The organism is Chitinophaga sp. 01L420 (genome assembly GCF_056399985.1).
In genome coordinates this window covers 110,593-135,379 of record NZ_JBFTSK010000004.1, presented here as the reverse complement: position 1 = coordinate 135,379, position 24,787 = coordinate 110,593, and the positions used below count along the sequence as shown (strand labels likewise).

At 46.3% G+C, this 24,787-nt stretch carries 16 protein-coding genes; 3 read left to right on the top strand and 13 right to left on the bottom strand.

Translation table 11 applies throughout. The features are described 5' to 3' along the window. Window positions 1-63: 63 nt before the first annotated feature. The 3 genes from AC1DP6_RS05855 to AC1DP6_RS05845 all read left to right on the top strand — a co-directional run bounded on the left by AC1DP6_RS05855 (window position 64) and on the right by AC1DP6_RS05845 (window position 5,007). Window positions 64-2,610: a cation-translocating P-type ATPase gene (locus tag AC1DP6_RS05855; protein WP_477053981.1), complete on the top strand. Its 2,547-nt coding sequence runs from the start codon at window positions 64-66 to the stop codon at window positions 2,608-2,610. A 27-nt stretch (window positions 2,611-2,637) separates the two neighbouring features. Next, window positions 2,638-3,612 (top strand): 2-hydroxyacid dehydrogenase, encoded by a 975-nt coding sequence (locus AC1DP6_RS05850; RefSeq protein ID WP_477053980.1) that lies wholly within the window; start codon window positions 2,638-2,640, stop codon window positions 3,610-3,612. A gap of 132 nt (window positions 3,613-3,744) precedes the next feature. Further along, window positions 3,745-5,007 carry an acetyl-CoA C-acetyltransferase gene (locus AC1DP6_RS05845; protein WP_477053979.1) on the top strand — a complete coding sequence of 421 codons (1,263 nt, stop codon included), beginning with the start codon at window positions 3,745-3,747 and terminating at the stop codon, window positions 5,005-5,007. Window positions 5,008-5,041: 34 nt separating this feature from the next. On the opposite strand, the gene AC1DP6_RS05840 is transcribed toward AC1DP6_RS05845, so the two are convergent. The 13 genes from AC1DP6_RS05840 to AC1DP6_RS05780 all read right to left on the bottom strand — a co-directional run bounded on the left by AC1DP6_RS05840 (window position 5,042) and on the right by AC1DP6_RS05780 (window position 24,708). Continuing rightward, a complete protein-coding gene (locus tag AC1DP6_RS05840) occupies window positions 5,042-5,692 on the bottom strand; it encodes an HD domain-containing protein (protein WP_477053978.1) in 651 nt (216 codons plus the stop codon). Between the two features lie 66 nt (window positions 5,693-5,758). After that, a complete protein-coding gene (locus tag AC1DP6_RS05835) occupies window positions 5,759-6,595 on the bottom strand; it encodes a helix-turn-helix domain-containing protein (RefSeq protein WP_477053977.1) in 837 nt (278 codons plus the stop codon). Between the two features lie 48 nt (window positions 6,596-6,643). Continuing rightward, on the bottom strand, window positions 6,644-9,658 hold the full coding sequence (locus AC1DP6_RS05830; RefSeq protein ID WP_477053976.1) for a PVC-type heme-binding CxxCH protein: 3,015 nt from the start codon (window positions 9,656-9,658) through the stop codon (window positions 6,644-6,646). 184 nt (window positions 9,659-9,842) lie between these two features. Then, window positions 9,843-10,985: a redoxin domain-containing protein gene (locus tag AC1DP6_RS05825; protein ID WP_477053975.1), complete on the bottom strand. Its 1,143-nt coding sequence runs from the start codon at window positions 10,983-10,985 to the stop codon at window positions 9,843-9,845. Window positions 10,986-11,074: 89 nt separating this feature from the next. Then, on the bottom strand, window positions 11,075-12,040 hold the full coding sequence (locus AC1DP6_RS05820) for a quinone oxidoreductase family protein (protein ID WP_477053974.1): 966 nt from the start codon (window positions 12,038-12,040) through the stop codon (window positions 11,075-11,077). Between the two features lie 72 nt (window positions 12,041-12,112). Beyond that, on the bottom strand, window positions 12,113-12,652 hold the full coding sequence (locus tag AC1DP6_RS05815) for a Crp/Fnr family transcriptional regulator (RefSeq protein WP_477053973.1): 540 nt from the start codon (window positions 12,650-12,652) through the stop codon (window positions 12,113-12,115). Then, a complete protein-coding gene (locus tag AC1DP6_RS05810) occupies window positions 12,649-13,206 on the bottom strand; it encodes a DUF1543 domain-containing protein (protein WP_477053972.1) in 558 nt (185 codons plus the stop codon). Before AC1DP6_RS05810 ends, AC1DP6_RS05815 begins: the two co-directional genes overlap by 4 nt. A gap of 34 nt (window positions 13,207-13,240) precedes the next feature. Next, window positions 13,241-13,786 carry a hypothetical protein gene (locus AC1DP6_RS05805; RefSeq protein ID WP_477053971.1) on the bottom strand — a complete coding sequence of 182 codons (546 nt, stop codon included), beginning with the start codon at window positions 13,784-13,786 and terminating at the stop codon, window positions 13,241-13,243. Window positions 13,787-13,789: 3 nt separating this feature from the next. Beyond that, window positions 13,790-16,441, bottom strand: a complete 2,652-nt coding sequence (locus tag AC1DP6_RS05800; protein WP_477053970.1) for a GH116 family glycosyl-hydrolase — start codon at window positions 16,439-16,441, stop codon at window positions 13,790-13,792. Window positions 16,442-16,771: 330 nt separating this feature from the next. Further along, a complete protein-coding gene (locus AC1DP6_RS05795; RefSeq protein ID WP_477053969.1) occupies window positions 16,772-18,199 on the bottom strand; it encodes a glycoside hydrolase family 30 protein in 1,428 nt (475 codons plus the stop codon). 18 nt (window positions 18,200-18,217) lie between these two features. After that, window positions 18,218-19,630, bottom strand: a complete 1,413-nt coding sequence (locus AC1DP6_RS05790) for a glycoside hydrolase family 30 protein (protein ID WP_477053968.1) — start codon at window positions 19,628-19,630, stop codon at window positions 18,218-18,220. Between the two features lie 128 nt (window positions 19,631-19,758). Further along, window positions 19,759-21,330: a RagB/SusD family nutrient uptake outer membrane protein gene (locus tag AC1DP6_RS05785; RefSeq protein WP_477053967.1), complete on the bottom strand. Its 1,572-nt coding sequence runs from the start codon at window positions 21,328-21,330 to the stop codon at window positions 19,759-19,761. A gap of 21 nt (window positions 21,331-21,351) precedes the next feature. After that, complete coding sequence (locus tag AC1DP6_RS05780) at window positions 21,352-24,708, bottom strand: TonB-dependent receptor (protein WP_477053966.1); 3,357 nt, start codon at window positions 24,706-24,708, stop codon at window positions 21,352-21,354. Window positions 24,709-24,787: the final 79 nt, after the last annotated feature.

The window sequence follows — 24,787 nt, the reverse complement described above, 5'->3', positions numbered from 1 at the left end:
AATGTAATGATCAATTACATAATTCGTAAATTTAGTGAGGCACTATTCACCGAAACTACTCACATGGCTGGACAGACTAATCTACCGGAGCACATTAAAGGGTTGGACGACATGGAGGTGGCAGCTTCCAGACAAAAGTACGGCAGCAATACTCCTCCTGCTCCTGACAACAATCCGCTCCTCCTCCTGTTAAAGGAAATCCTGGCAGAACCTATGCTTATGCTGCTCATTGCCGTCACTGCTATTTATTTTATTATGGGCGAACTTGGGGAGGCCTATTTCATGCTGGCTGCCATAGCACTGGTATCCGGCATTTCATTTTACCAGGACAGTCGCAGTCGCAAAGCACTGGATGCATTGGAAAAAATGAATGAACCTCTGAGTAAGGTAATCCGTAACGGCTTGTTAAAAAGTATTCCTACCAGTGAAATAGTCACCGGCGACATGATGCTGGTGTCCGAAGGCAATACCATCAATGCTGATGGAGTGATTGTACACAGCAACGACTTTTCTGTTAATGAATCGGCGCTGACAGGTGAGGCATATGCAGTTTTCAAACAGTCAGACGCAGAGGATAATCGTGTATACAGCGGCACTGTTGTTGTTTCGGGTCTCGCTATCTGTGAAGTAAAGCAGGTTGGCTCCCAAACCAAAATCGGTCAGCTGGGAGAAGCGATCCTCCATATCAAAGAGGAACCAACACTCCTGCAGTTACAGATCCAGCAATTTGTGAAATGGATGGCCATCGCCGGTGTGGGCGTTTTCCTGGCAGTATGGCTATTTAACTATATCCGCAGCGGCAGCTTAACCGACAGTCTTCTGAAGGGATTGACACTGGCCATGTCTATTTTACCGGAAGAAATACCGGTGGCCTTTACCACCTTTATGGCATTGGGTTCCCGGCGACTCATGCAAATCGGCATTATTGTAAAAAAGATCCGTACCGTAGAGGCATTAGGGAGTGCCACCATCATCTGCACAGATAAAACAGGCACTATCACTGAAAATAAAATGAGTCTGCCCGCCATCTATCGTGGGGCAGATCATACGTTGTATGAAGCAGAGAACCTACCGGCAGATGTGGTTACCATGGCCATGTGGGCCAGTGAACCAGTGCCTTTTGATCCGATGGAGAAAACACTGCATGGACTATACGAAAAAATGACAACAACAGACGAGCGAACACACTACAAAATAATTCATGAATATCCGTTAGAAGGCAAACCGCCTATGATGACGCATATTTATGAGAACGAAGCCGGTCAGCGTATCGTTGCCGCAAAAGGAGCCCCGGAAGCTATCATAGCAGTTTCACATCTCCCGGAAATAACAAAAAAACAGGTCAGCGAACAGGCAGATGCACTGGCGCAAAAAGGCTACCGCGTATTAGGTGTGGCTACGGCCGATTTTTCCGACAGCAATTATCCGCTTACACAACAGGAATTGCTGTTTACCTTTGTAGGCTTGCTGGCTTTTTATGATCCTCCCAAAGCCAATATCGGAGAAGTATTCAGCAAATTTTACCAGGCGGGCATTGCGGTAAAAATCATCACCGGCGATAACGCCGTGACTACCTGTGCCATCGCACAACAGGCCGGCCTGGCGCATGCCGATAAAGCCATCAACGGCGATATGCTGATGCAGATGGATAGTATACAAATGCAGCAAACTTTGCAATCTGTCAACATTTTCACCCGCATGTTTCCCGAAGCCAAACTGGCCGCTATCAATGCACTCAAAGCAGATAATGAGGTAGTTGCCATGACAGGTGATGGTGTAAACGATGGCCCCGCACTTAAAGCAGCACATATTGGTATTGCCATGGGTAAAAAGGGTACAGAGATTGCCAAACAAGCCGCGGCACTGATCCTCGTTAATGATGACCTCAGCGGCATGGTAGATGCCATTGGTATTGGCCGGAGAATATACACTAATATCAAAAAGGCCGTCCAATACATCATCTCCATTCATATTCCGATTATACTCACCGTGTCGCTCCCATTATTCCTGGGCTGGATATATCCAAATATATTCACGCCGGTACATGTTATTTTCCTGGAAGTTATTATGGGACCTACCTGTTCTATTGTATATGAAAATGAACCCATGGAAGAAAATGCGATGCTGCAACCACCCCGTCCTATTACCCAAACTTTTCTCACTTTCCGTGAAATGAATATCAGCATCCTACAGGGCCTGCTGATAACAGCAGGCGTGCTGGGCGCTTATCAGTGGAGTATTTCACAGGGTTATAGCGAAACAGCCACCCGCAGTATGGTGTTCACTACGCTGGTACTCGCCAATATTTTTCTTACCCTGGTTAACCGTTCTTTCTATTATTCCTTTATACACAGCATGCGTAACCATAATAAATTAATGGTAGGCGTTATTGCTATTACACTGTTGCTGCTGGCAGCCATGCTATATATTCGACCAGTGGCAAATTTCTTCAGCATAGCGGCATTACAACTACCTCAATTACTGATATGTGCCGGTATCGGAGCCGCTTCCGTACTATGGTTTGAAATATGGAAATTATGGAAACGAAATATACATTTCCCGAAACAACACACTAAAGTGCTGGCCACAGCGGGCGCCGGCAATAATTAATCAGACATCTCAAAAAGAAAATATTATATGAAGGTATTTACAACAAGGGTTATTCCGGAAGAAGGACTGCTACTCATGCAGCGTGCAGGCATCACCGTTACACAGTGGACAGAGCAGAGAGAACTTACCCTGGAAGAAATGATCGTGAAATGTAATGAAAATGATGCGTTGTTTTTTGCCGGCGGCAGAAAAATAGACCGCCCTTTTATGGAACAATGCCGGCATTTAAAAGTCATCAGCCTGTTATCAGTGGGTTATGATAACGTAGACGTAAAAGCCGCTACTGAACTGGGATTACAGATTACCAACACACCCGGAGTGTTGAGTAATGCCACTGCCGATACCGCCTTTTTATTAATGCTGTCGGTAGCACGTAAAGCCTTCTATCAACATAAGAGAATTATAAAAGGAGAATGGGGATTCTCTAGTCCTACGGCTAACCTGGGTATTGACATAGAAGGGAAAACACTGGGAATATGGGGGCTGGGTAACATTGGAACGGTCATGGCTAAACGCTGCCGTGCGGCATTTGACATGAAAATAATTTACTGCAACCGTCACCGCAATGAGGCCGCTGAAAAAGAACTGGATGCCACTTTTGTTTCATTCGATGAACTGCTTCAACAAAGTGATGTGATCAGTGTACATACTTCACTCACAGAGGAAACAAAGGAAAAATTCAATAAGGATGCCTTCAGTAAAATGAAACCCGGCGCTATTTTTATCAACGCAGCACGGGGTGGTATTCATAATGAAACAGACCTGCTGGCGGCATTACAGCAAGGACAGATATGGGGCGCAGGACTGGATGTGACCAATCCTGAACCCATGAAAGCAGATAATCCATTGCTGAACATGCCAACCGTAGCGGTATTGCCGCATATAGGCTCCGCTACACTTGAAACAAGGAATGCGATGTCACGGATAGCAGCGCAAAATGTCATCGCTGCTTTTGAAGGCAAGCCAGTGCCAAATCCTGTTAATCATATTTACTCACTATAAGCCCCACCCTGGTAATCACTACCAGGGTCTTTTTTCGGAGGCTTTATCGGATTAATTTCCATCCCATAAACAAATACCGGGGTGATTGTTGGCTTACTACAGATTCATTAACTTTAGCTAAAGCGCTTCACTATGAAAAAGGTCGCTATTATCGGCGGACTACGCATCCCTTTCGTTAAGTCCTTCAAAGAATACAATCATATCAGCAACCAGGAAATGCTGACTACCTGTTTAAACGCACTGGTAGACCGYTATCAGCTGTCAGGAAAACGACTGGGGGAAGTAGCCCTTGGCGCTTTGCTGAACCGATCTACCGAATGGAACTTTGCGAGAGAATGCGTATTAGGCACTAAACTGGATCCTCATACCCCTGCTTATAATTTACAAAGGGCCTGCGGCACCAGTCTGGATGCCACCATACAACTGGGTCTCCGCATTGCCTGTGGACAAATAGAGACCGGCATCAGTGGAGGCAGCGATACCAATAGCGACATCCCGCTGCAATTCCAGCAGCAGCTGGCCTGGAAGCTGGTAGCCCTGCGCAGCGCCAAAACACTTGGTGAGCGCCTGAAAGTACTGGCTTCCATCCGGTTTAAAGACCTGACTCCTGTATATCCATCTATCGTAGAACCCAGAACGGGCATGTCTATGGGACAACACACCGAAAAAATGGTGAAGGAATGGGGCATCACCCGGGAAGCACAGGATGCATTCGCCTACCAGAGTCATATGAATGCCGCCAAAGCTTATGCAGATGGCTTTTTCAATGACCTCGTCATTGAATACAAAGGCGTAAAAAAAGATACAATTATACGCGCAGATACGACTCCGGAAAAGCTGGCCGCCCTGAAACCTGCATTTGACTTCAGTGGTAATGGCACACTCACTGCGGGCAACAGCACACTCTATACCGATGGTGCTTCTGCTTTACTGCTGGCCTCAGAAGAATACGCACAGCAACAAAACTGGCCGGTACTGGCGCACCTGGTAGATGCTGAAACCGCTGCCGTAGATTATGTAAATGGAGAAGGACTGTTGATGGCCCCCACTTACGCCGTAGCCCGGATGCTGAAACGCAATCACTTAAAGTTGCAAGACTTTGATGTATATGAAATCCATGAAGCCTTCTGCGGACAAGTGCTTTGCACCCTCAAATCCTGGGAAGATGCCGCCTACTGCAAAAAGCTGGGCTGGGATACGCCCCTGGGCAGCATTGATCGCAGCAAGCTCAATACCAAAGGAGGCAGCGTTGCCATCGGGCATCCCTTTGCTGCCACCGGTACCCGGATACTGGCACAAACGGCTAAAATACTGCAGGAACGTGGCAGCGGACGCGCACTCGTATCTATCTGTACCGCCGGTGGTATGGGCGTAGTAGCCATACTGGAACGTTAAAAAACGCGTCAGCAGTGCTGACGCGGTAAGATAGCTACTCACTCCAACGCGAATGCAGTATACAGTCGCAGAAATTTTTACTCTTAAATCCAGGGATCATATATGCACAAACATCTGCTTTAATATTACCAAAAGTAGTATCTGTTTTGTGCTCAAAACCGCTGAAAAAAGCCGGGATAATTTTCTTCTTAAAATCAGTACGCGGGAAAGCCGCCAGGATAGCAGTTCTATGCTCATCAGACAAGTGTTCATACCCTTCTCCCATTACATCCAAACCAACACCGCTATACATCAATGCTACTTCCGGCTCTTTGTATTCCGCAATACCAATAGTCGTATGCAATGCAATGGTATCCCATACCAGTTGCACGGCGGCAGGCGGTACATCATTGCTCTGCAGAAAAGCACGGGCAGCATTGGCGCCATCTACTTCAAATCTTTTATCCTGGCTGCTGTAATGTGGTGTAAGTCCCAGATCGTGGAAAGCAGCACTGATATACAGTAGCTCCTGATCAAATTTTAATCCGGCACGCTGCCCGTTTAATACGGAAAAAATAAAAACACGGAGCGAGTGATTATACAGGAATTCATTGCCATGCTCGCATAATAATTCTGTTGCCTGCACAGCCAGCTTACTGTCTGGAATTTTTACACCAGCTATTGTTGTTAAGGTTGTTTTACACATATCATTTGCTTTTATACTGCAAATGTAGCTGCATGACTATCCACAGGGAATACCAAAAGCGGTGAATCACATACCAATTTGTACAAACCGGCTTCTGAACTCCAGGGGAGCCATGGTAGTTTGTTTTTTGAAGAAGTTACTAAACTGGTATGGTGTGGAAAAATTAAGTTGAAAAGCAATTTCTTTTACCGGCGTTGTGGAAAACTGCAGTAAACGTTTAGCCGTAGCTGTTAGCCGTTCACTGATCAGCATCTTGGGTGTTTTATTGCCATACAACTGGCATATATCCATCAGCTTACGGGGCGAAATATGCAGTTGCTGTGCAAATATATTTACATGATGGGTATGATGAGCATCGTCCTGTAAAAGTGTTATAAACTGCTGGTATATTTTGTAGTGATGATTGTTGGTATCCGAAGATAATGCGGCGTCAATATTGGCGATTTTAATGATCAGTATTTTCAGGTAAGCAGCCAGTACATCTGCTTTATTGGAATAGTCCGGCGTTTGATATTCCAGCAGCATGTCCCGGAGCAGGCGGTAAATATTTTCGCCCTCTTCGCCAGCCGGCGTAAAGTGTTGATGCGCTTCAATGTTTCCATACAGTGTAGCTTTACAATTGCGTGCGCTCACCGGTGTTTTGTCCCAGAAGCAATCCCCGAAAACCAGGTGAATAGCTTTCAACGGAGGCCGTTTAACGGTACGCCAGGATTGCCCTTTCCCTATCAGCAATAAACTACCAGGTGTTACCGGGAAAGTGGTACCGGCAATCTGCACGGAACCACTTCCCTCATAGATCCAGAGCATTTCATTGTCTTTGGCAATATCCGTCCTGCCGCTGGCAGTGATCGCTGCGATAAAAAAGCCTTCAGAAATTAACGGATGTGTTGCTGACAATGCCATGACGCCTCAATTAAAATGACAACACAAACTTACGAAAAAAGTGATGGACTACTTTTTCAGCGAGGCCAGGTATTCCACCAGGTCTACCAGCTCCTGCTGCGACATGGCCGTAGCTAAGCCCGTAGGCATCAGGGAATGTTCATATGCCTTCCTGGACACGATATCATTTTTCTTTAGCTTCACTCCTTGTCCGCCTGCGGTTCGCACATCTACTTCTTCTTTCGTTTCACTGGCTACATAACCCAATACCTGTGATCCATCTTTCAACTTAAAAAAATATCCTTCAAACCCAAAGCTAATACCTGCATCCGGCTGAATAATGGCATCGTAGATAGCACTTTTGGTGAGCTTGCTGCCTATTTCAGAAAGCGCCGGGCCAAAGTTTACACCAGTATTACCTGCTATGTGGCAGGTAGCGCAATAACTGGCAAATACTTTTTTCCCTCCGGAGATATCCCCCTTCCTGGTGACCAGTTTATCTACGGTTGGCAGGTCGTGGTGTGTGGCTGCAGGCTCATAATAAGCTACGGCCTTGGCTTTGATATCCTGTCGCCATGCGTGTGTGAGTACTGCCTTTGCTACGGTATCCAGGTCGGCCGGCAAAGATTTATTGGCCACCATGCTCCACAAATCGGCGTAGCCATCCCAACCGCGGCCCAGGTTGCGCGTAGCCAGTTGCCTTAACGGTAAAGTATATACGTTGTTTCGCATCAGCGCCGACAACAGTTCCCGGTTACTTCGGTCCTGCCCTTTACCCAGCGCAGCTACCAATGTAAATGCGGTGGCAGAATCGGAATGCTGAAGGGTTTTGATCAGCAGTGGTTGACCGCCGCATTGCAGTAGTGTTTTCATGCTATAGCCCTGCAGATCATCCCTGTGCGTATCGAGTACCATTTGCAGTAATGTTTCGTTCTGATCACGGAGGTGATACTTAAGCACCAGGTCCACATATTCCATCTCGCCTTTAAATACGGCCAGACTGTTGTGCAGCAAAGTGGTCATCGCCGGCGTTTTTGGGAGCGCCGCTGCATCCAGTTGCATCAGGGCAAGTGCATTTATCAAGTATTGTTTCGGATCGTCTTTAAGCAGACTTAATAACACCGGGGTGCTTTCTGCTGCGGGGTAAAAATCGAAGGCACGGAAATAACGTTTATCCTGCCGGACATCGTTACCTGGTTCCTTAATCAGTGCGGCTAACAAAGGTAATGCAGCGGGTGTTCTTGCCCGCCATATGATATCATGGTCGGCAGACGGATACCTGGTATTAGGTGATAGCTTCCTCCATGCGTTGAAACAGGCTTCCCAGTTGCCATCTGCGCCAATGCCCAGGGCTTCCAGGTACCAGCGGTCTTTTCCGTTATACTGTGCAGCCAGCAAGGCCCAGTTATCCGGCATATCTGTCTCATGGCTATGGTACATGGCCAGCAATGCCTGCCGGCGCACTGCTGCAGAGGTATCTGTTACGAGCATATTGCCGTAACTAACACCACTCTCCTTAGCGGCCCGTATCGCAGCGATACGGATATCTTCGTCTTTATCCTGCAACGCCGTTTTAATATATCCGGCACCGTTAGGCAGCTTACTTAGTAACCAAAGCGCACGTGCCCGGTAGCGGGGATTGTTGCTACGATACAACGACTGCAATTCCTTTTCTGCAGCAGCACCCATACTGCGAAGTTTTGTCCAGGCCAGATATCGGGTACTGCCGTTAGGATTCTTCAATGCCTCAACAGCGCTGGCAGCACTATTGATCGCCGGTGGCTTTATTTTATACGGGCTACCGGCCGGGGCTATACGAAATACACGGCCACGGTCCAGGTCGGCCACCTGGTGCCCACCTACTCCCGGATCGTACCAGTCAGCCACAAAAAGAGAACCATCCGGTGCTACGCAAACGTCGGAAGGACGGAACCATTGATCCGCCCCACTTTCCAGTATATTCTCTATCGTAGCCGTATAGCCGGCACCGTTCTTTTTAACAGGGTAAGATCTCACTACATTGTGTCCCGGCTCTCCATGGATCATCTGGTTACGGAACAGGGCCGGTAGCAGTTCTCCTTCATACACCACCATACCGGTAGGTGATCCGGAACCCGTTTGCAATAAATTAGGTACTACACCCGGATCGTTGAGATGCCAGTGCCGGTAGGGAATAGAATCTTCCATATTCATACGGCGGGATGACCAGCCTGCGCCGGTCATCTCATCCGTATATCCATAGTTGCCATGTTCGAGAATATAATTAATACGAACGCCCCGGTTGCCATCATCATCATTATCACTCTGCCACATATTACCAAAAGCATCTACCGCTACTTCATAGTTGTTGCGGAAGTTATGCGCCATTACTTCCAGTTCGCTGCCATCCATGTTGCAGCGAAAGATCATACCCTGCCGGTATGGTTTGCCTTTGTTGGCAATCAGGTTCCCATCCACATCTTTTATCACTGTTCCATTCTTATCAAGTATGCTATCACCGGCATTTCCAAAATTGAAATACAGCTTTCCGTCCGGTCCAAACGTAAACGCATGGATGGCGTGATCGTGCTGTATTCCGCCAATGCCGCGAAACAGTAGTTCTTTCTTATCAGCTTTATCATCACCATCTGTATCTGTGAAAATGAAAACGTTGGGGCTGCAGGATACAATCACCCGATTACCAAGTACACAGATTCCCAGCGCAGCATTAATGCAGGTATCCTGGTAAAAAACTTTGGCGGTGTCGGCCTTGCCGTCTCCGTCCAGGTCTTCCATTATCATGATGCGGTCACCTTCCTTTTTGTAAGGATGTCCCGGGTTTAGTTCATTACGGTAGTTATAGGCCTCTGTTATCCACACCCTTCCTTTTTCATCAATGTCCATATTTGTAGGATTCATGATAGCCGGCTCGCTGGCGAACAGGGTCGTTTCCAGTCCATCCCGGGTTTTCAGGCCACCAACGGCGTTTTCAGGTAAGCGTAGCTGCGCTTCCGTTAGTGGTACGGTGGTCGCTGTTGGAAGGTTGGAGTGGCAGGCACCCAGGATCACAGACGCCATTAATAATAACCGGTGGATGTTCTTCATACGCGGAATAAATTAAATGTCAATATAACACGTATTAAAAGTAACAAAATAAATCATATAAAAAAACCCGTCCCGGGAAACCGGAACGGGTGGTCCATTGTCATCCATTTCACCGAATAAAAATTTCGATTTGACATAGCGCATATACCATGCCGGAAATGGACAAATATGATACGATTATTACTTAATGTATTACTTTTTCAAGTGCTTCTTCCAATGCTTCACCACGCAGGTTCATCGCAACGATGCGACCTTGTGGATCGAGCAGGAAATTCTGTGGAATAGAATTGATCATATAAAGTTTAGCCACTGCACTATCCCACCATTTCAGATCGCTTACATGATGCCACGCAAGACCATCTTTTTCAATAGCAGCCGTCCATTTTGCCTGATCGCCGGTTCTATCGAGCGACACTCCCAGGATGTCAAAGTTTTTATCCTTGAAGCGGTTATACGCTTTTACCACGTTTGGATTTTCAGCGCGGCAGGGACCGCACCAGCTCGCCCAGAAATCGAGCAATACATATTTGCCACGCAGGTCAGAAAGCTTCATGGTTTTGCCATCCGGTGTGGCGGCAGAAAAATCAGGAGCGACCTGGTTCACTGCCAGTGTAGCCGATGCTTTCAGCAGTGCTTCCGCTTTCAATCCTAAAGAGGATTGACGCAGTGCCAGCGGAAATTTATCAAATACCTTTTGGGTACCTTCTACATCCATTACACGGCCACCCATTTTTTTACGCAGGGTAACAAGACTTACATAATAATCAGGATGCGCCAGCATGAATTTTTCCTGCAGTGATTCCTGTTCTTCCATCAACTTTCTGAAAGCCATGCTCATGTTGTAGTAACCAGTGGTATCTCTTGGTTCCGTCATCATCATATGCTGTGCAACAGCACGCAGGGAGTCCATGCTTTTGGTCTGGGTGGCGGTGATAGCATTCAGCTCATCCTGTTGTTTGGTAAAAGCGGAGCCTTTAATTTCAGCGCCATCCAGCAGATTCTGTGTCCCTGCATTTTTCAGCGTGAACTTCATGTTATCCGTTGGCGTGATAAACAATGCGCGGTTACCGCTCTTTGTTTTATCATCTTTCAGGCGGATGCTCAGCATAGCTTCGGCAGTATCTGCTACTTCGTAAGTCAGCTTAAAGGCGCCYTTTTCCACCAGGGCGGAGTCTAATGGCTTATACCCGTTGCCTGCAGCTTTAAAGAGAAAGATGTATTCATTATCAAAGGCAGCAGGCACCTTACCTGTGATGGTCGCCTTTTTTTGTGCAAATGCGCCGGAAACAGCCACTGTTCCCAGGCAGATGAAGAGGATTCTTTTCATTCGTTTAATGATTGGTTGGTTTTGTCCGAAAGTATAAAAACGCTACCAACCCTTCAAATGCTTAATGACAGGCGGTCATGGTAAGATGTTTACCGGTTTTCTCCCGGCAGCAACACGATCCTGCTGCCATTGGTTGTTTCCATATTCCACGCTGCTGCTACTTCGCGCAGGGGCATTTCCACGAGGTCTATTACCAGCTTACCGGCAGCTGCACGCTTCATCACTTCCGGGAACGCTTTAAAGATAGCCTCCGGCGCTACGCTACCACCACCACTACCCAGTATTTCCAGCCTGGAGCTCCGCAATGCTTCTGCCGGAAGAGAAATATGACTGCCAGCCATGGCACCTACCTGTACCAGGCGGGTACGCGGCGCTTCTTTCATCAACTCCTTACCTGTGATGGCAGCGATCAGCGCACTCACAGGCGCCCCCCAGAGGTAGTCAATCACCACATCATATGATTGGGCGGCAAAAGCTTTTATAAGGTCTTCCGGCGATTGATCCAATGCAATACATTCATCTGCTCCTAACGCCGGCAACTGCGCTAAAACTGCCTTATTACGGCCAGCTGCAATGACTTTACCAGCCCCCAGCTCTTTGGCGATTTGTACGGCCAGCTTACCTGCTGCGCCAGTAGCACCCAGGATAAGCACTGTTTCACCGGGTTGCAGTTGCCCGCGGTGACTTAATGCCAGCCAGGAAGACATCGCCGGATTAAAAATGGCCGCGGCCATACTGTCGCTGATGCCATCCGGTAAAGGCACACACCAGTTTTTATCCGCTACACCATATTCCGCCATGGTGCCATAGGGCTTGCGCAAACCACCGAAATACACACGGGTACCGTCTTCCAGCACCCCGGTGCCATCCACACCTGCCACAAAAGGCTGATCGCCTCCGGCTGAATAATGTTGCCCCGCCACAATCGCTTTTACGATGGGGTGTATAGCTGCCGCCTTCACCTTTACTATCTGTTTATGATTACCCGGTACCGGATCGGGGAAGAATGTATATTGAGGCACCTGTCCTGCTTTGGCTACTATTGCTCCGTTCATAGTGATATCTGTTTTTTGATAAGCCAAAGGTCAGCCTCCAAAAAACAGGATCACTTTACAATTGTTAAGAAATTATTTCTGGAGCTTATTCCGGATACGGCTGAGAGAAACCGGTGTGATACCCAGGAAGGAAGCGATATACTGCAACGGCACCCGCTGTATAATACGGGGCTGTTCTTTAAGAAGGGCCTCATATCTTTCCTGAGGCGTGTCCCTGATCTGGGAAACAAACAATTTGCTATAGTGCAACAGGCGCTGGAAAATAACTTCCTCCAGCTCCGCTTTAAATCCGGGGATAGTGTTTACAATCGTGGCAAAATCATCCTTTGCTATTTTGAGCAACTTTGACGGGGACAGTGTTTCTATTGTAAACATACTGGGCTGACCGGAACGAAAGCTTTCAATGGAGGATACTCCTTCCCCTTCAAAAAAGAACTGGAAAGAAGTATCCTTGCCTTTATTATTGAACCAAACACGTACACTACCTTCTACAATATAATAAGCGTAACGCGCCACCTTCCCTTCTTCCAGCAGAATGGTGCGGGCGGGTACGCTGATCTCTTCATAGAGATGCTGATATTGTTTCCAGGCTATACGTAATGATTCATTCATATCTTACTCAACTGAAAATATCCCAGGTGAAGTTCATCCGCTGCAACCGCTGTTGCAGGGCTTATCTCCAACGTATACCTTTCTTTCAGATGTGCCGGGAAAATATCTTTCACGGTGTGCACATCGTCCACATCTACCCCATATTTATCATCTACATGGGAAGTAGCTGTTCCAAAAGTAGTATGCTTAAAAAAGGTGGTTTCTTTAGAAGCCCTGATAGCTGCGCCAATGTCTTTTTGTACGCTGAGAATTTTATAATGAAACTCTTCCATTTCATTTGGTTTGTAACCGCCCAGGTTCAGAAAAAACAATTGCATGTCGGGATTAACCTCAGTGGGTTTTTCTACCACCCGGATCTGATGTCCATCCACCACATTCACTTCTCTCCAGCCGTCAATATGTAGTTTACCTTTTGCTTCCGGCCAGAAGGCCAGCATATCAGGAATAAGATCTCTCAATTGATTGCCAATCCCAAAGAATACATCATGTTGCTCTGTATGTCGGCCTTCCGGCGTACATCCCAGTAGCAACATGAACAATTTTAACTCCGCCATTTGTATTAATTTATAAGCGGAAGTTAGGATAATTTTACTTTCCTTTCATCACCTCCCGGAGCTGTTGCTCTTTTGCGGCGCTCCAATATTTACAATCGAGGTTAATAAACACAGAAGAGTAGGCAACCGTTGTATTTGTTTTCAACACTACCACTTTAAACAAGCCGGCTGTTTTATCCATCTTTGCAAAAACAGAATCGTGCAACAAGGTCTGCACCGACTGTCCCTTAAAAATTCCCTGCAACGTATCCCGGTAACCTTCGGTACCTGGCACAAATGATAACTCTTTATCCAGGTATAGTATCGGGCTTACATGTGTTCCTTTATTCAGTTGTTGGATGGTATAGCTGGCCACTTCCGGCACCGTAGCATCGGTATTGATGTATACCATGCCGGGAGAAGATTGCAGCGGAAATGCCTTGTCGGCAATAATAACCCAGTTGCGGTGTCCCAGCAGGGGCAGCAGGCTATCCAGCTGCGATTGCCAGGCTTGTGTTCCACTGGCAGCTACTGGTTTATTTTCCGGCTTACAGGAAAACAGGCATAATACGGCAACGGCTATCTGAAAATATGATTTCATCTGTTATACAATTGTAATTTTAAGAGATTGTCCTGCTTTTATACGCAGCGGTGCAGGTAGTTGCAGGGTAACAAATCCGTTGGCTTCCGTGAAGGCCACCGGGGCTTTCTGACCGGCAATAGTCACCAGTTTTACACCACTATGTGCAAAGCGCAACGTTTGCAGGGACAGACTTCCGTACTTCAACTGCAACATATGATGCCCACCTTTTTGCGTATATGTGCCCCAACCTTCTGCAGTCACAAACGGCGACTTGAAATCGTTCTTGTTTAATGCAGGTGCAAAAGCAATATATCCCTTGGGACCGTGGTACTGAAAACCAGTAGCCGTAATGAAAGTACCGTAGCTGGCCATAGCACGTGCATAGTGATCACTGCATTCTATTTCATTAAACGGATTCCGCTTAAACGCATGATAACGATCGTGCACCGCACGTGTCAGTGTGAGTGCTTCATCGGTCATACCTTCTGCCATCATATGCGAAGCTACCTGGTGCTCAAACCCTGTCATACATTCATTGAAATATCCGAGCTGCCACGCATCTTTCACACCGAAAGGATATTGTTCATTCCGGGGATTGGTATTCAGGATCATGCCTCCTTCTCCTGCCAGTGCGTACGGCCTGCCGCCCGGATGTGCTGCGATATAAGGACCTACATCCTGCTTGTAATTATATTTATACAAAGCCTTTAAAGCCGACAATGTTTTTTCTTTATCTATCACCCGGTCCATACCTAACTGGAATGCCCAGCTCTGGCCATATACCTGGTCTATATGACAGGTATTGTAAGATCCAATCACAGAACGCCCTTTCACCTTATCCGGCTGATGGATAAAGTATTCGCCGTTAAACAACTGTGTTTCCATATTCCGTCGACCCTTTTCCGTATAGTCGTTACAGATAGCTGCAAAGGCGGTGTCATTTACTTCGGTAGCCATCAGCGCAGCGGCTTTTACAGCTGCAATACACAATCCTACTATCCAGGCAATTTCTCCATCCCAAACGGCATCCAGTGTATTTTCCATCGGCGTATCCTCCATACCGTCACCATTGCGGTCCTGGTGAATAATGAACAGCGTTGCCTTTTTAATATTGGTCCAGTTATGTTGCAGGAAGCTAGTGTCTTTGTTCATCTGATGCTCCCGGTAAATCCGTAATACCGTGCCTGCCTGTCCGTCTATAGCCGGGCGCWTCTCTGCTTCTCCTCTGAAAAGAATGCCTCCATCCGGCATCTGCCCGATGCCCAGATCTACACGTTGCCGGGTATCTCTTTCCAGTGCCGGGAAAATACGGCCTACTGCCTGGGCATACTGCCATACGTGCGTGCAGGTACCTTCACAGGTCCCGACTCCTTCCCAGGCATAAAAACGGCCGGAGCGGAAACGATGAGCGGTAGTAGTGGCCAGCGTAGAGATATTCAGAAAAGTACGCTCCATAAACCACCACGGTAAGGTGGCATCATACCAGGTATCTTTCCACAAGCGGCTTTCATGGCTTAAGCGGATATAATTTTTCTGCACATAGTTCATCACCGCTACGGCATCGGTAAACTGGTTGGTATAATAACGGCCTTCTCCCTGTATACCATTAAAATACAGGTTAGGTGTATACCAACTAATGGCAAAATCATTTCGTATAGTCTTACCAGGTAGTATTTTATTCTGAACAGCAACACTGCCGGTTAGTTTGTCTGATACTGGTTTAATCGCCTGTTTGGCAGACATGAGCCTAAAATCAGCAGCCGATAATTCACCGACCGGTATCATTGGATTCACCATTACCTGGGTACCAAAAGCGGCCAGGCAAAGATTACCATAATCATACTTTTTGCTGAACTCCTCATTGCTTCCGGTTTTCACCCGCACCGTGGCATGCACCCCCTGCCAGCCCGGTTGATTTACGACGGTATTTACCCGCTCATGTGCATCACCCGCACTGTAAATGGCCGCTTTATTTTCCAGCCAACCAAGTATGGTAGCAGTTACCGGCGTAGTACCCTTGTTGATAATTTTGTAAGATAAGATGGTAACGGGTAAACCGGAATCATCTTCATTCAGCGGAATAAAAGGAGAAAAGGCTTCTAACACTATTTCCACAGGAAGCGCAGGATCTGTATACCGGATAGTGGCCATCGGGTAGGTAGCTTCAAAGCTGATCTCCGGCCAGCTCTCCTCGTCAAATTTCCGGATAATGGTTTTATGATCGTCCGTTAGTTGCAATGCAAATCCCTGATCCAGCGGACGAATATTTTTTGAAGGCGCAATATAACAGGCGCCATCACGGGAACGGACTTTTTTTCCACCGTCCAATACATTCACGCTATAGTCTACCACCTTGGGTTCTATGCCTTCCTGGTTTTTATTGAAAATATCCCATAGCCACAAACGCCCGTCACCACCCAGGTACAGGGTACCACACATAATACCACCTACAGGCATCCCAATATATTGCAGTTCATTTTTGCTTTTGAGATAAGTGGTAACAGTGCCACGTTCATACAAAGAAGCGATCCACGCCGTATCTGGCTGACGGGTAGTGAGCAGGTAATGAGGATTAGCCGATATGGCGTTGCCTACTACCGGCAAACGCACGGCCAGTGCACCAGCCATGGTTAATCCAATATTTCTTAAAAACTTTCTCCTTTCAATACCCATAAATGAAATCGTTTATTTCCATGAAACCGTTTGTATGAGATTTTTATTTTTATCCAGGGCAGGGAATCTTTTAAAAAGGAGTCGGCGAATTTAGACAAGCCAGATATCAAATGCAGGCATAATGCCTCGGAAGCATTACTATCATTGTTCAATGCCATATTCTCCTGCCAGGTGCTGATCATAACGAGCGTGTAAGGCAATATATACAACCTTTGGGAAGGTTGCACCTGCATGTTAAACCAGTGTCACGATATGTGAAAAAATCATTACCGCATAAAAAAAGGCGACACCCTCAACCAGGATGCCGCCGTCTTCCGCCAAAAATATGGTTTATTGTACGATCATTGTGCTGATGGAATGCGGTAAGCTCCTGGTAGCTGCCGCCTTCCCTGCTATCCACAAATGGAAAGGAATTTCTTTATCGGTAGTATTCATCACCACTACCGCAAGTTTACCATCTGTATTCACAAAAGCGGTGGTTTGCAGCATAGAACGGCTGGAGGAACTCGCCACCCGCTTAGCACCCGGACGAATGAATTTAGAAAAATGTCCGAGGTAATAATATGCGTTGGTATAAATCAATTCTCCTTTTTGAGTGTCGGCATGCACGGGTGCAAAGCAGAAATTACCCACGTGATTAGGGCCCCCATGTTCATCCAGCAGGATGTTCCAGTCTGTCCACGCTACTGTACCAGCGTTAAAATCTCCGATCAGCGAAGTGCCATATTTTTCTCCTATAAACCAATCATGCACTTTGGCCATGTCAAATTTCTCTATACAGCCCTCTGTAAACACCAGTGGTTTGTCAGGAAAAGCTTCGTGTACCAGGCGCTCATTCTGAAATTGCATCTCGCTGCCCGTCCAGGTTTCATACCAATGGTAACCGATGCCCCAGATATATTTAGCCGCTGCAGGATCATGTAATAGTGTACTGGCACGTTGATACATCAGGTCACGATTATGATCCCAGGCGATGAGCTTTTTGTTGCCCATACCCGCCTTTTGCAAGGTGGGGCCCAGGTAACCTTTGATGAAATCACGCTCTTCTTCTGCGGTATAAATACAGGACTCCCATTTCTGTTTGGCCATTGGTTCATTCTGTACAGAAAGTCCCCATACCGGGATACCCAGTGCTTCGTATGCTTTGATAAACTTCACATAGTGATTGGCCCATGCCTGGTAAAATGATTTTAACAAATGGCCACCCTGCAATACATTGTTATTGTCTTTCATCCATGCAGGAGGACTCCATGGGCTTACAAATAACGGGAGCTTCCCGCCAGCTGCGGCGATGGCCTCCTTGATGAAGGGAATGCGGTATTGTTTGTCGTGGTCTACATTAAAGGTTTTCAATGCCGAATCATTTTCTGCGGTATAGCTATAGGTACCACTGGAAAAATCACAGCTCTGTATATTTGTTCTTGAAAACGTATATCCGATGCCGTTATTAATATCATAATATGCTTTCAGCAACTCCTGCTGTTTTGCTTTAGGCAGTTTGGCATATGTTTCTGCCGAAGCATCCGTGAGGGCGCCACCAATACCGATAAAAGTCTGAAAGCTTTTTTTAGCATCTACAAACACGCAGGGCTCTGTTTCCAGTGGCTGCGGCATGTTGGCAAATTCAAGTGTAGCGGTTTGCGTTAGCCGCAGGTCAGTATTTTCTGCGGTGGTAATCACCGTTACTTTTTTCTGCTGACTATATCCGCTACCGGCTATGGCAAGCAGACAGGCGCCTGTTAAAAATATCTTCTTCATAAATTATTTTACTGTCTTTTACCAAACATAAGTCGCTACTTCTCCACTGTTCAGAGAAGCAGTGGCCAGTTTATTATTTACTTTAATCTGGAAAGTTTGTGGCGTTGTTTCGTTATTGACAACAATCAATACTTTCTTACCTGCAGGCGTTTTAAACGCCACATTATCCAGTTTACCGGGAATATTGGAAGCAATCCTTACCGCACCTGCCGGTACAAACTTAGACGCATGGCCTATTACATAGTAGGAGGAGTTACGTGATACCGCATTGCCATCAATGGTGATACCCCCCAGACACTGAGAACAACCACCTTTATCGGTATGTGGATTCCACCGGGCATCCGCTGCCAGATTCCACTGCAGTACATTGCGGCTCCAGTTGCGGGTAGCACCGATAATGAGTTTACCCGTATTATTTTTCACTTCATTGGCATAACTGCCTTTGCCGTCCGACCATTGTTCTGTGAAGTACAGGTTCTTGGCAGGAAATTGCTCATGCACCGTGCTCAGTGCGTCAATGGTACCGCCATACAAATGAAAGGCAGAGCCGTCTATAAAAGGATAAGCGGCAGGATCTTTTAATATGCTGATAGGGTACTCCGGTTTATCGCAGTTATGATCATACAGTATGATCTTTGTTTTTATTCCGCCCTTTTTAAAAGCGGGTCCCAGATGATCTTTAATAAATACGGCCTGCTCTGGCGCCAGCATCAGCATGCTGGGATTATTTTTTGGATGCAACGGTTCATTCTGAATGGTGATCGCATCAATGGTAATACCAGCAGCTTTCATCTCCTTTATATACTTCACAAAATACTGCGCATAAGCAGCATAATACTCTGGTTTCAAACTGCCGCCGATAAAGGAGTTATTGGTTTTCATCCAGGCCGGAGGTGTCCAGGGAGAACCTAATATTTTAATAGCCGGATTCAATGCCACAATTTTTTGTAACACCGGGATCAGGTCTTTTTTTTCTTCGTTGAGATTGAAATGCTGTAATTCCGGATCTGTTTCCCCATCAGGCATATCATCATAGGTAAATACGGAAGCACTCAGGTCGGAGGCGCCGATGCTGAGGCGGAGGTAGCTGATACCAATGCCATTACCTTTTGTCAGGAAGAGTTCCTGCAACAATGCTTTCTGCTGTGCTGCCGGCAGTTGGTTAATCAGGGTAGCACTGCCGCCGGTGAGGGTAAAACCAAAACCATCTATCTGCTGGAACTTTTTTGCTTCTTCTACTACAATGGTAGCAATACCTTTATCTGTAGCGGTAAAGGGCAGCGTATTGGTTTGTTGCTGCAGGGCAATTGATTTTTCGGGAGAAGTTAACCAGTAACTGATCTCATTTGATTTTTTCTGCTGACTTTTAACAGTGGTGGGAATACCTGCCACCAGGGCGAGGCAACACAAAAACTGACTGGTTCTCTTCATAGCAAAAAGGAATTGTTAATGGACAAAAGTAATCCCGAATTCCGGAAATTCCCATCGTAGTTATTTTGTCTGGCAAGAAATAAAATAACTACGATGGGAATTCTCAAAATCCGGGAATACCGGCGGGGTTATTGTCCGCCCCACTCAGGAGTTTGCTTCAGTTTTGTATTTTCCAGTTCCAGGTAAGGAATAGGCAATATTTCATTTTTCCCTGTCTTAAAGGTTCTGTTAGGAATAGCATTCAGCACCGCTGCTGCCTGACCGCTTCTCACGAGGTCAAAGAAACGGTGTCCTTCTCCTGCCAGTTCCAGGCGTCTTTCTTTAAAGATATTATCATAAGTGGCATCTATAGCAGTCAGACCTACACGGGCACGCACAGCGTTCAGCAACTGGTAAGCGCGTGTACCGGCACCGCTGCCTTCTCCTGCTTTCACGCGGGCTTCTGCTTCCATCAGGTAAGTATCTGCCAAACGGATCTCATACAGATTCTGAGGAAAGTTCAACTCCATGTTACCACCACCTTTTGAAATATTGGCAGTACGGCCAACAAATTTATTCAGGAAGAAACCGGTGTCATCAAAACTGGGAGAATACGTAGCTTTTTTTGCATCCACCAGCTCTTTCATATTTAAGATGGTAGCGGCATAGCGCGGATCACCTTTCATCACTGCCTCCAGTTCTTTGGAGACGATCAAAAAGCCCCAACCAGCTACATACGCGGATACTTCATTAGTGGCTGGTGTAGGTGTAAGACTACGTGGACCACAAAGAATATTCAGCATGTTACCGTCAGTCTTAGCCACACCATCTGTCCAGTTGCCACCGGAAGTAGATGTATAGGATACTTCAAAGATAGATTCTGTGTTAAATTTGAAGGCATCGTCTGACTTCCAGAGGTCGGCAAAATTCGCTACCAGGTTGTAGCCATATTTACCGCTGGGCTGTCCGGGTGTTTCTCCATTCACTTCTTTAAATTCAGCGGCTGCTTCTGTCCATTTCTTTTCATATAAATATACCTTACCCAGCAAAGCATGTGCAATACCTTTACCCATACGGCCACCTTCTGAAACACGTGGAGGAACATCCGGCAGGTTGGTCTCAGCAATACCATCTTTCAAATCCTGTTCAATTTGTTTATATACCTCTTCAGGAGTTGCCTGGGTAACGGTTTTTACTTCTTCCGGTGTAAGCGGTTTCGTCATCAGGGGTACACTCTTGAATAAACGAACCAGGTCGAAATAGAAATGTGCCCGCAATACTTTCGCTTCCGCTGCATATCTCTTCTTCAGGTTATCATCCATCGGCACATTAGGCAACTTGGCTAATAACACATTTGCACGGTTAACACCGGAAAAGCCTTTTTTCCACAGCTCTTCCTGCGGTCCTGTAAGAGGAGTCAACATGCTTAAGCGGGTCATTACCTGGAATACATTGATATCGGCCGGGCCACCACCACCTGTCCAGTGATCATCGGAAGCGGCATCCATGGCGCCTGTTTTATTGGTATAGTTGCCGGCCTGGTATCCTACCATATCATAGATGGCTACTAATCCGTTAAAGGCTTCCTGCTGGTTCTGATAGTAGCTGCTCTCCAGGAAATTACCTTTCGGAGCAACGGTTACAAATTTATCGCTACAGCCACCCATCAGCTGCAAACCTGCTGTAATAGCTACTATATATTTTAAGTTTTTTCTTTTCATTTTTAATCAGCTTTAAAGTTATCAGAAAGTAACATTCAAACCACCCATAAAGGAACGTGCCTGCGGGTATACACCACGGTCAACACTCAACGCATCGGTGCCACCAATTTCAGGATCGTAACCGGTATATTTGGTGATCGTCAACAGGTTTTCACTCATTATGTATACACGTATTTTCTGTAAACCAATTCTTTTAACTACGGTAGATGGCAGAGAATATCCTATCTGTATCGTTTTAAGTCTGAAGTAACCACCATCTTCCAGGTAGAAAGAAGATAACCTGTTGTAGTTGTTGTTAGCATCTGTTTGTGTCAGCCTTGGATAAGTAGTAGAGTGATTCTCCGGTGTCCAGCGCTCCAGTGCTTTGGTAGACCAGTTGGCATTTGGAATGTCCAGGCGGCGTAATCCCTGGAAGATTTTATTCCCGGAAGCGCCCTGACCGAATGCTACTATATCAAAGCCCTTGTAGGCAGCGCTGATGGTCAAACCGTACGTCCAGCTTGGCGTTGGATTACCAATAAAAGTGCGGTCATTATCACTGATCAATCCATCTCCATCACGATCAGCCCATTGAAAATCTCCGGGTTTCGCATTGGGCTGTATTTTCTGACCAGCCTTGTTAGTGTATTCATCTATTGATTTCTGATCCTGGAAAATACCCAGTGACTCAAAACCATAGAATGAGTTAAAGGCATGTCCTACCTGCGTTCTTACAATACCAGGCATGTTCTGGAAATTCACATCTTTGCCATCTAACTTTTCTACACCGTCACCCAGGAAAGTCACCTTATTTTTCATGTAAGACGCATTACCATTGGCAGAAAACTCTACCTCACCAATTTTGGCATGATAACCCAGTTCCAGTTCAACACCGTTATTAGTCATACTTCCCACATTGGCAGCGGAGTTGGCAATAGCACCGGTGAATAAAGGAAGACGGGGCTTCATCAGGATGTCTTTTGTTTTCTTGCTGTACCAATCGAAGGCGATGGTAAAATTGCGTAACAATGTTGCTTCAAAACCAACATTTGTTTGCGTGGTAGATTCCCATTTCAGGTTAGGGTTGGCGGGTGCATTAGGACTGTACCCTACGTTGAAATTGTTTAACCCGAAATTATAGTTTCTGCCGCTACCGATAGTGGATTCATAAGCCCCATCATCAATATCATCACTACCTACGGTACCATGGCCCCCACGGAATTTCAGGAATTCCATTACTTTATTTTCAGGCCAGAAGCTTTCTTTTGAAGCTACCCATCCTAATGAATAAGAAGGGAAAATACCATATTTATGATTCGGACCAAAACGGGTAGAACCATCCCGGCGCAGAATACCTTCTACCAGGTATTTTTCTCCGTAGTTATAGTTGATACGTCCGAAAAGGGAAGATACTTTGTGATCTACATTTTCCTTACCATCAGAGATACGATTGGCAGCAGCTGATTTGAAATTAAGCGATGCCTGCTCAAAAGTTTCCGCAGGAATATCATAGAATAATACGTTGGTTTCTTTCAAACGATTATCCATATAAGCGCCCTGGCCAGCCAGTAAAGTAATATTATGCTTATTGAAACTACGTGTATAGGATACCGTATTTTCCAGATTCCATGCATAGCTTTGGTGCTGACCACGGTTAAAGGAAGTACGTGTACCTTTAGAAACGCTGTTGTAATAGTAAATCGGTGTAAATGTTTCATCACCCCAGAAAGAAATTTTGGCCCCAAGTGTGGAACGGAATTTCAATCCTTTAATAGGTTCCATTTCCAGGAAAGTATTACCTACCACGTTATGTGACCAGTTATAATTGCCCAGGTGGGTGCTGATATATGCCAGTGGATTTGCGATCTCCTGTGTTACAGAGCTGGAAATACCATAAAACTGGCCAGCCGCATTTTTGCGGGCGCCTTTCTGCAGGTATTCACCACTGGCTGATTCCGCAGGATCAGTAATCACCGCCTTAGTGATCGGATCCAGGTTGATAGCAGAACTCAGCGGACCGCCAAACTCATTATTGGTGTTTCCAATGCCTATATTTTTTTCGTAAGAATAACCTACGTTTTCACCCCAGGTAAGCCACGGTGTAATTTTATGTATGGAATTCAAACGGAAGTTAACGCGTTCGTATTTGGAGATCTCGGAGGCAATCACACCATTCTGTTTCAGGTATCCAAAGGAGGTATAAAAAGTAGATTTATCACTGCCTCCACTGATGCTCAGTTCGTGGTTCTGACGGATCGCATTGTTGTTGAATATTTCCGCCTGCCAGTCGGTACCTTTTCCATAAGATGAAGGATTAGCAAATGGTAAAGGTTTACCATCGTTGGCTGCTGTTTCATTTCTTAAAGTAGCATATTGGGTAGCATCCAGCAGTTTCAGTTTGCGCGCAGGAGCAGAGGTACCTAAGTAACCGTTATAGCTAACAGATATTTTACCTGCCTTCCCTTTTTTGGTCGTCACCAGGATGACGCCGGCAGCAGCACGTGCACCATAAATAGCCTGGGAAGCGGCATCTTTCAATACTTCTACAGATTCTATGTCATATTGGTTCAGGTAACTGATACCACCATTGTCTACCACTACTCCATCTATTACCCACAATGGATTGTTATTATTGAAAGAGGTAATCCCCCTCACACGTACGGAAGAAGCAGATCCTGGTTGTCCGGAGCTGGCAGCCACCGTTAAACCGGAAGTACGGCCCTGTAATACCTGCTCAATACGGGTAACGGGCTGCGACTCGATGTCCGCAGCACGCACACTGGAAATTGCGCCGGTCACCACACTCTTTTTCTGGATGCCATAACCTACTACTACGGTTTCTGTAAGTGCCGTGTTAGCCGGTTTTAATTGTATCCGCATTGGACCGGTAGCAACAGCCACCGTTTTACTGTCGTAGCCAATAAAGGATATCAGCAGGAACACCCTGCTGTTAGGTACTCTCAGACTAAATTTTCCTTCCCCATCTGCCGCGGTACCACTACCGGAATTTTGTATCCGTATGGTTGCTCCCGGAATAGGATCACCTGCTTCGTTCACAATTCTTCCGGTAACCGTGATACTGGAATCTGCCGCCCCCTTCTCCGGGAATACATTCACCAGGGTAATACGGTTTCCTTCCATCACATAAGCCAATGGCTTATTCCTCAAACAGATGTCCAATGCTTCCTTTACGGATACATTGGTAACGTCTACATTGACATTAGCGAAAGAAGACAGTAAAGCCTCATCATACACCACGGAAACACCCGCCTGTCGGGCTACTTCTTTCAGCACTTTCTTTAGTGGTGCATTCTTTTCCGAGAGGGTGATCTGCTGCGACAATCCTTTTGCGCTGATATGCAGGCAAGCTGTGAGTAGCAAAAAGGCGGTCATTTTCATAACGCAGAACATTTTGGTTGATAGTAATTTCCGGGTACAGGAAATTATACCACATAAGTTTAATTGCATACTTTTGTAG

Excerpts from the sequence above, each read along its gene's own strand:
- AC1DP6_RS05795 (WP_477053969.1), bottom strand. The coding sequence starts at position 18,199 with ATGAAGAAGATATTTTTAACAGGCGCCTGTCTGCTTGCCATAGCCGGT.
- AC1DP6_RS05780 (WP_477053966.1), bottom strand. The coding sequence starts at position 24,708 with ATGAAAATGACCGCCTTTTTGCTACTCACAGCTTGCCTGCATATCAGC.
- AC1DP6_RS05840 (WP_477053978.1), bottom strand. The coding sequence starts at position 5,692 with ATGTGTAAAACAACCTTAACAACAATAGCTGGTGTAAAAATTCCAGAC.
- AC1DP6_RS05830 (WP_477053976.1), bottom strand. The coding sequence starts at position 9,658 with ATGAAGAACATCCACCGGTTATTATTAATGGCGTCTGTGATCCTGGGT.
- AC1DP6_RS05790 (WP_477053968.1), bottom strand. The coding sequence starts at position 19,630 with ATGAAGAGAACCAGTCAGTTTTTGTGTTGCCTCGCCCTGGTGGCAGGT.
- AC1DP6_RS05805 (WP_477053971.1), bottom strand. The coding sequence starts at position 13,786 with ATGAAATCATATTTTCAGATAGCCGTTGCCGTATTATGCCTGTTTTCC.
- AC1DP6_RS05850 (WP_477053980.1), top strand. The coding sequence starts at position 2,638 with ATGAAGGTATTTACAACAAGGGTTATTCCGGAAGAAGGACTGCTACTC.
- AC1DP6_RS05820 (WP_477053974.1), bottom strand. The coding sequence starts at position 12,040 with ATGAACGGAGCAATAGTAGCCAAAGCAGGACAGGTGCCTCAATATACA.
- AC1DP6_RS05810 (WP_477053972.1), bottom strand. The coding sequence starts at position 13,206 with ATGGCGGAGTTAAAATTGTTCATGTTGCTACTGGGATGTACGCCGGAA.
- AC1DP6_RS05855 (WP_477053981.1), top strand. The coding sequence starts at position 64 with ATGGCTGGACAGACTAATCTACCGGAGCACATTAAAGGGTTGGACGAC.
- AC1DP6_RS05815 (WP_477053973.1), bottom strand. The coding sequence starts at position 12,652 with ATGAATGAATCATTACGTATAGCCTGGAAACAATATCAGCATCTCTAT.
- AC1DP6_RS05835 (WP_477053977.1), bottom strand. The coding sequence starts at position 6,595 with ATGGCATTGTCAGCAACACATCCGTTAATTTCTGAAGGCTTTTTTATC.
- AC1DP6_RS05785 (WP_477053967.1), bottom strand. The coding sequence starts at position 21,330 with ATGAAAAGAAAAAACTTAAAATATATAGTAGCTATTACAGCAGGTTTG.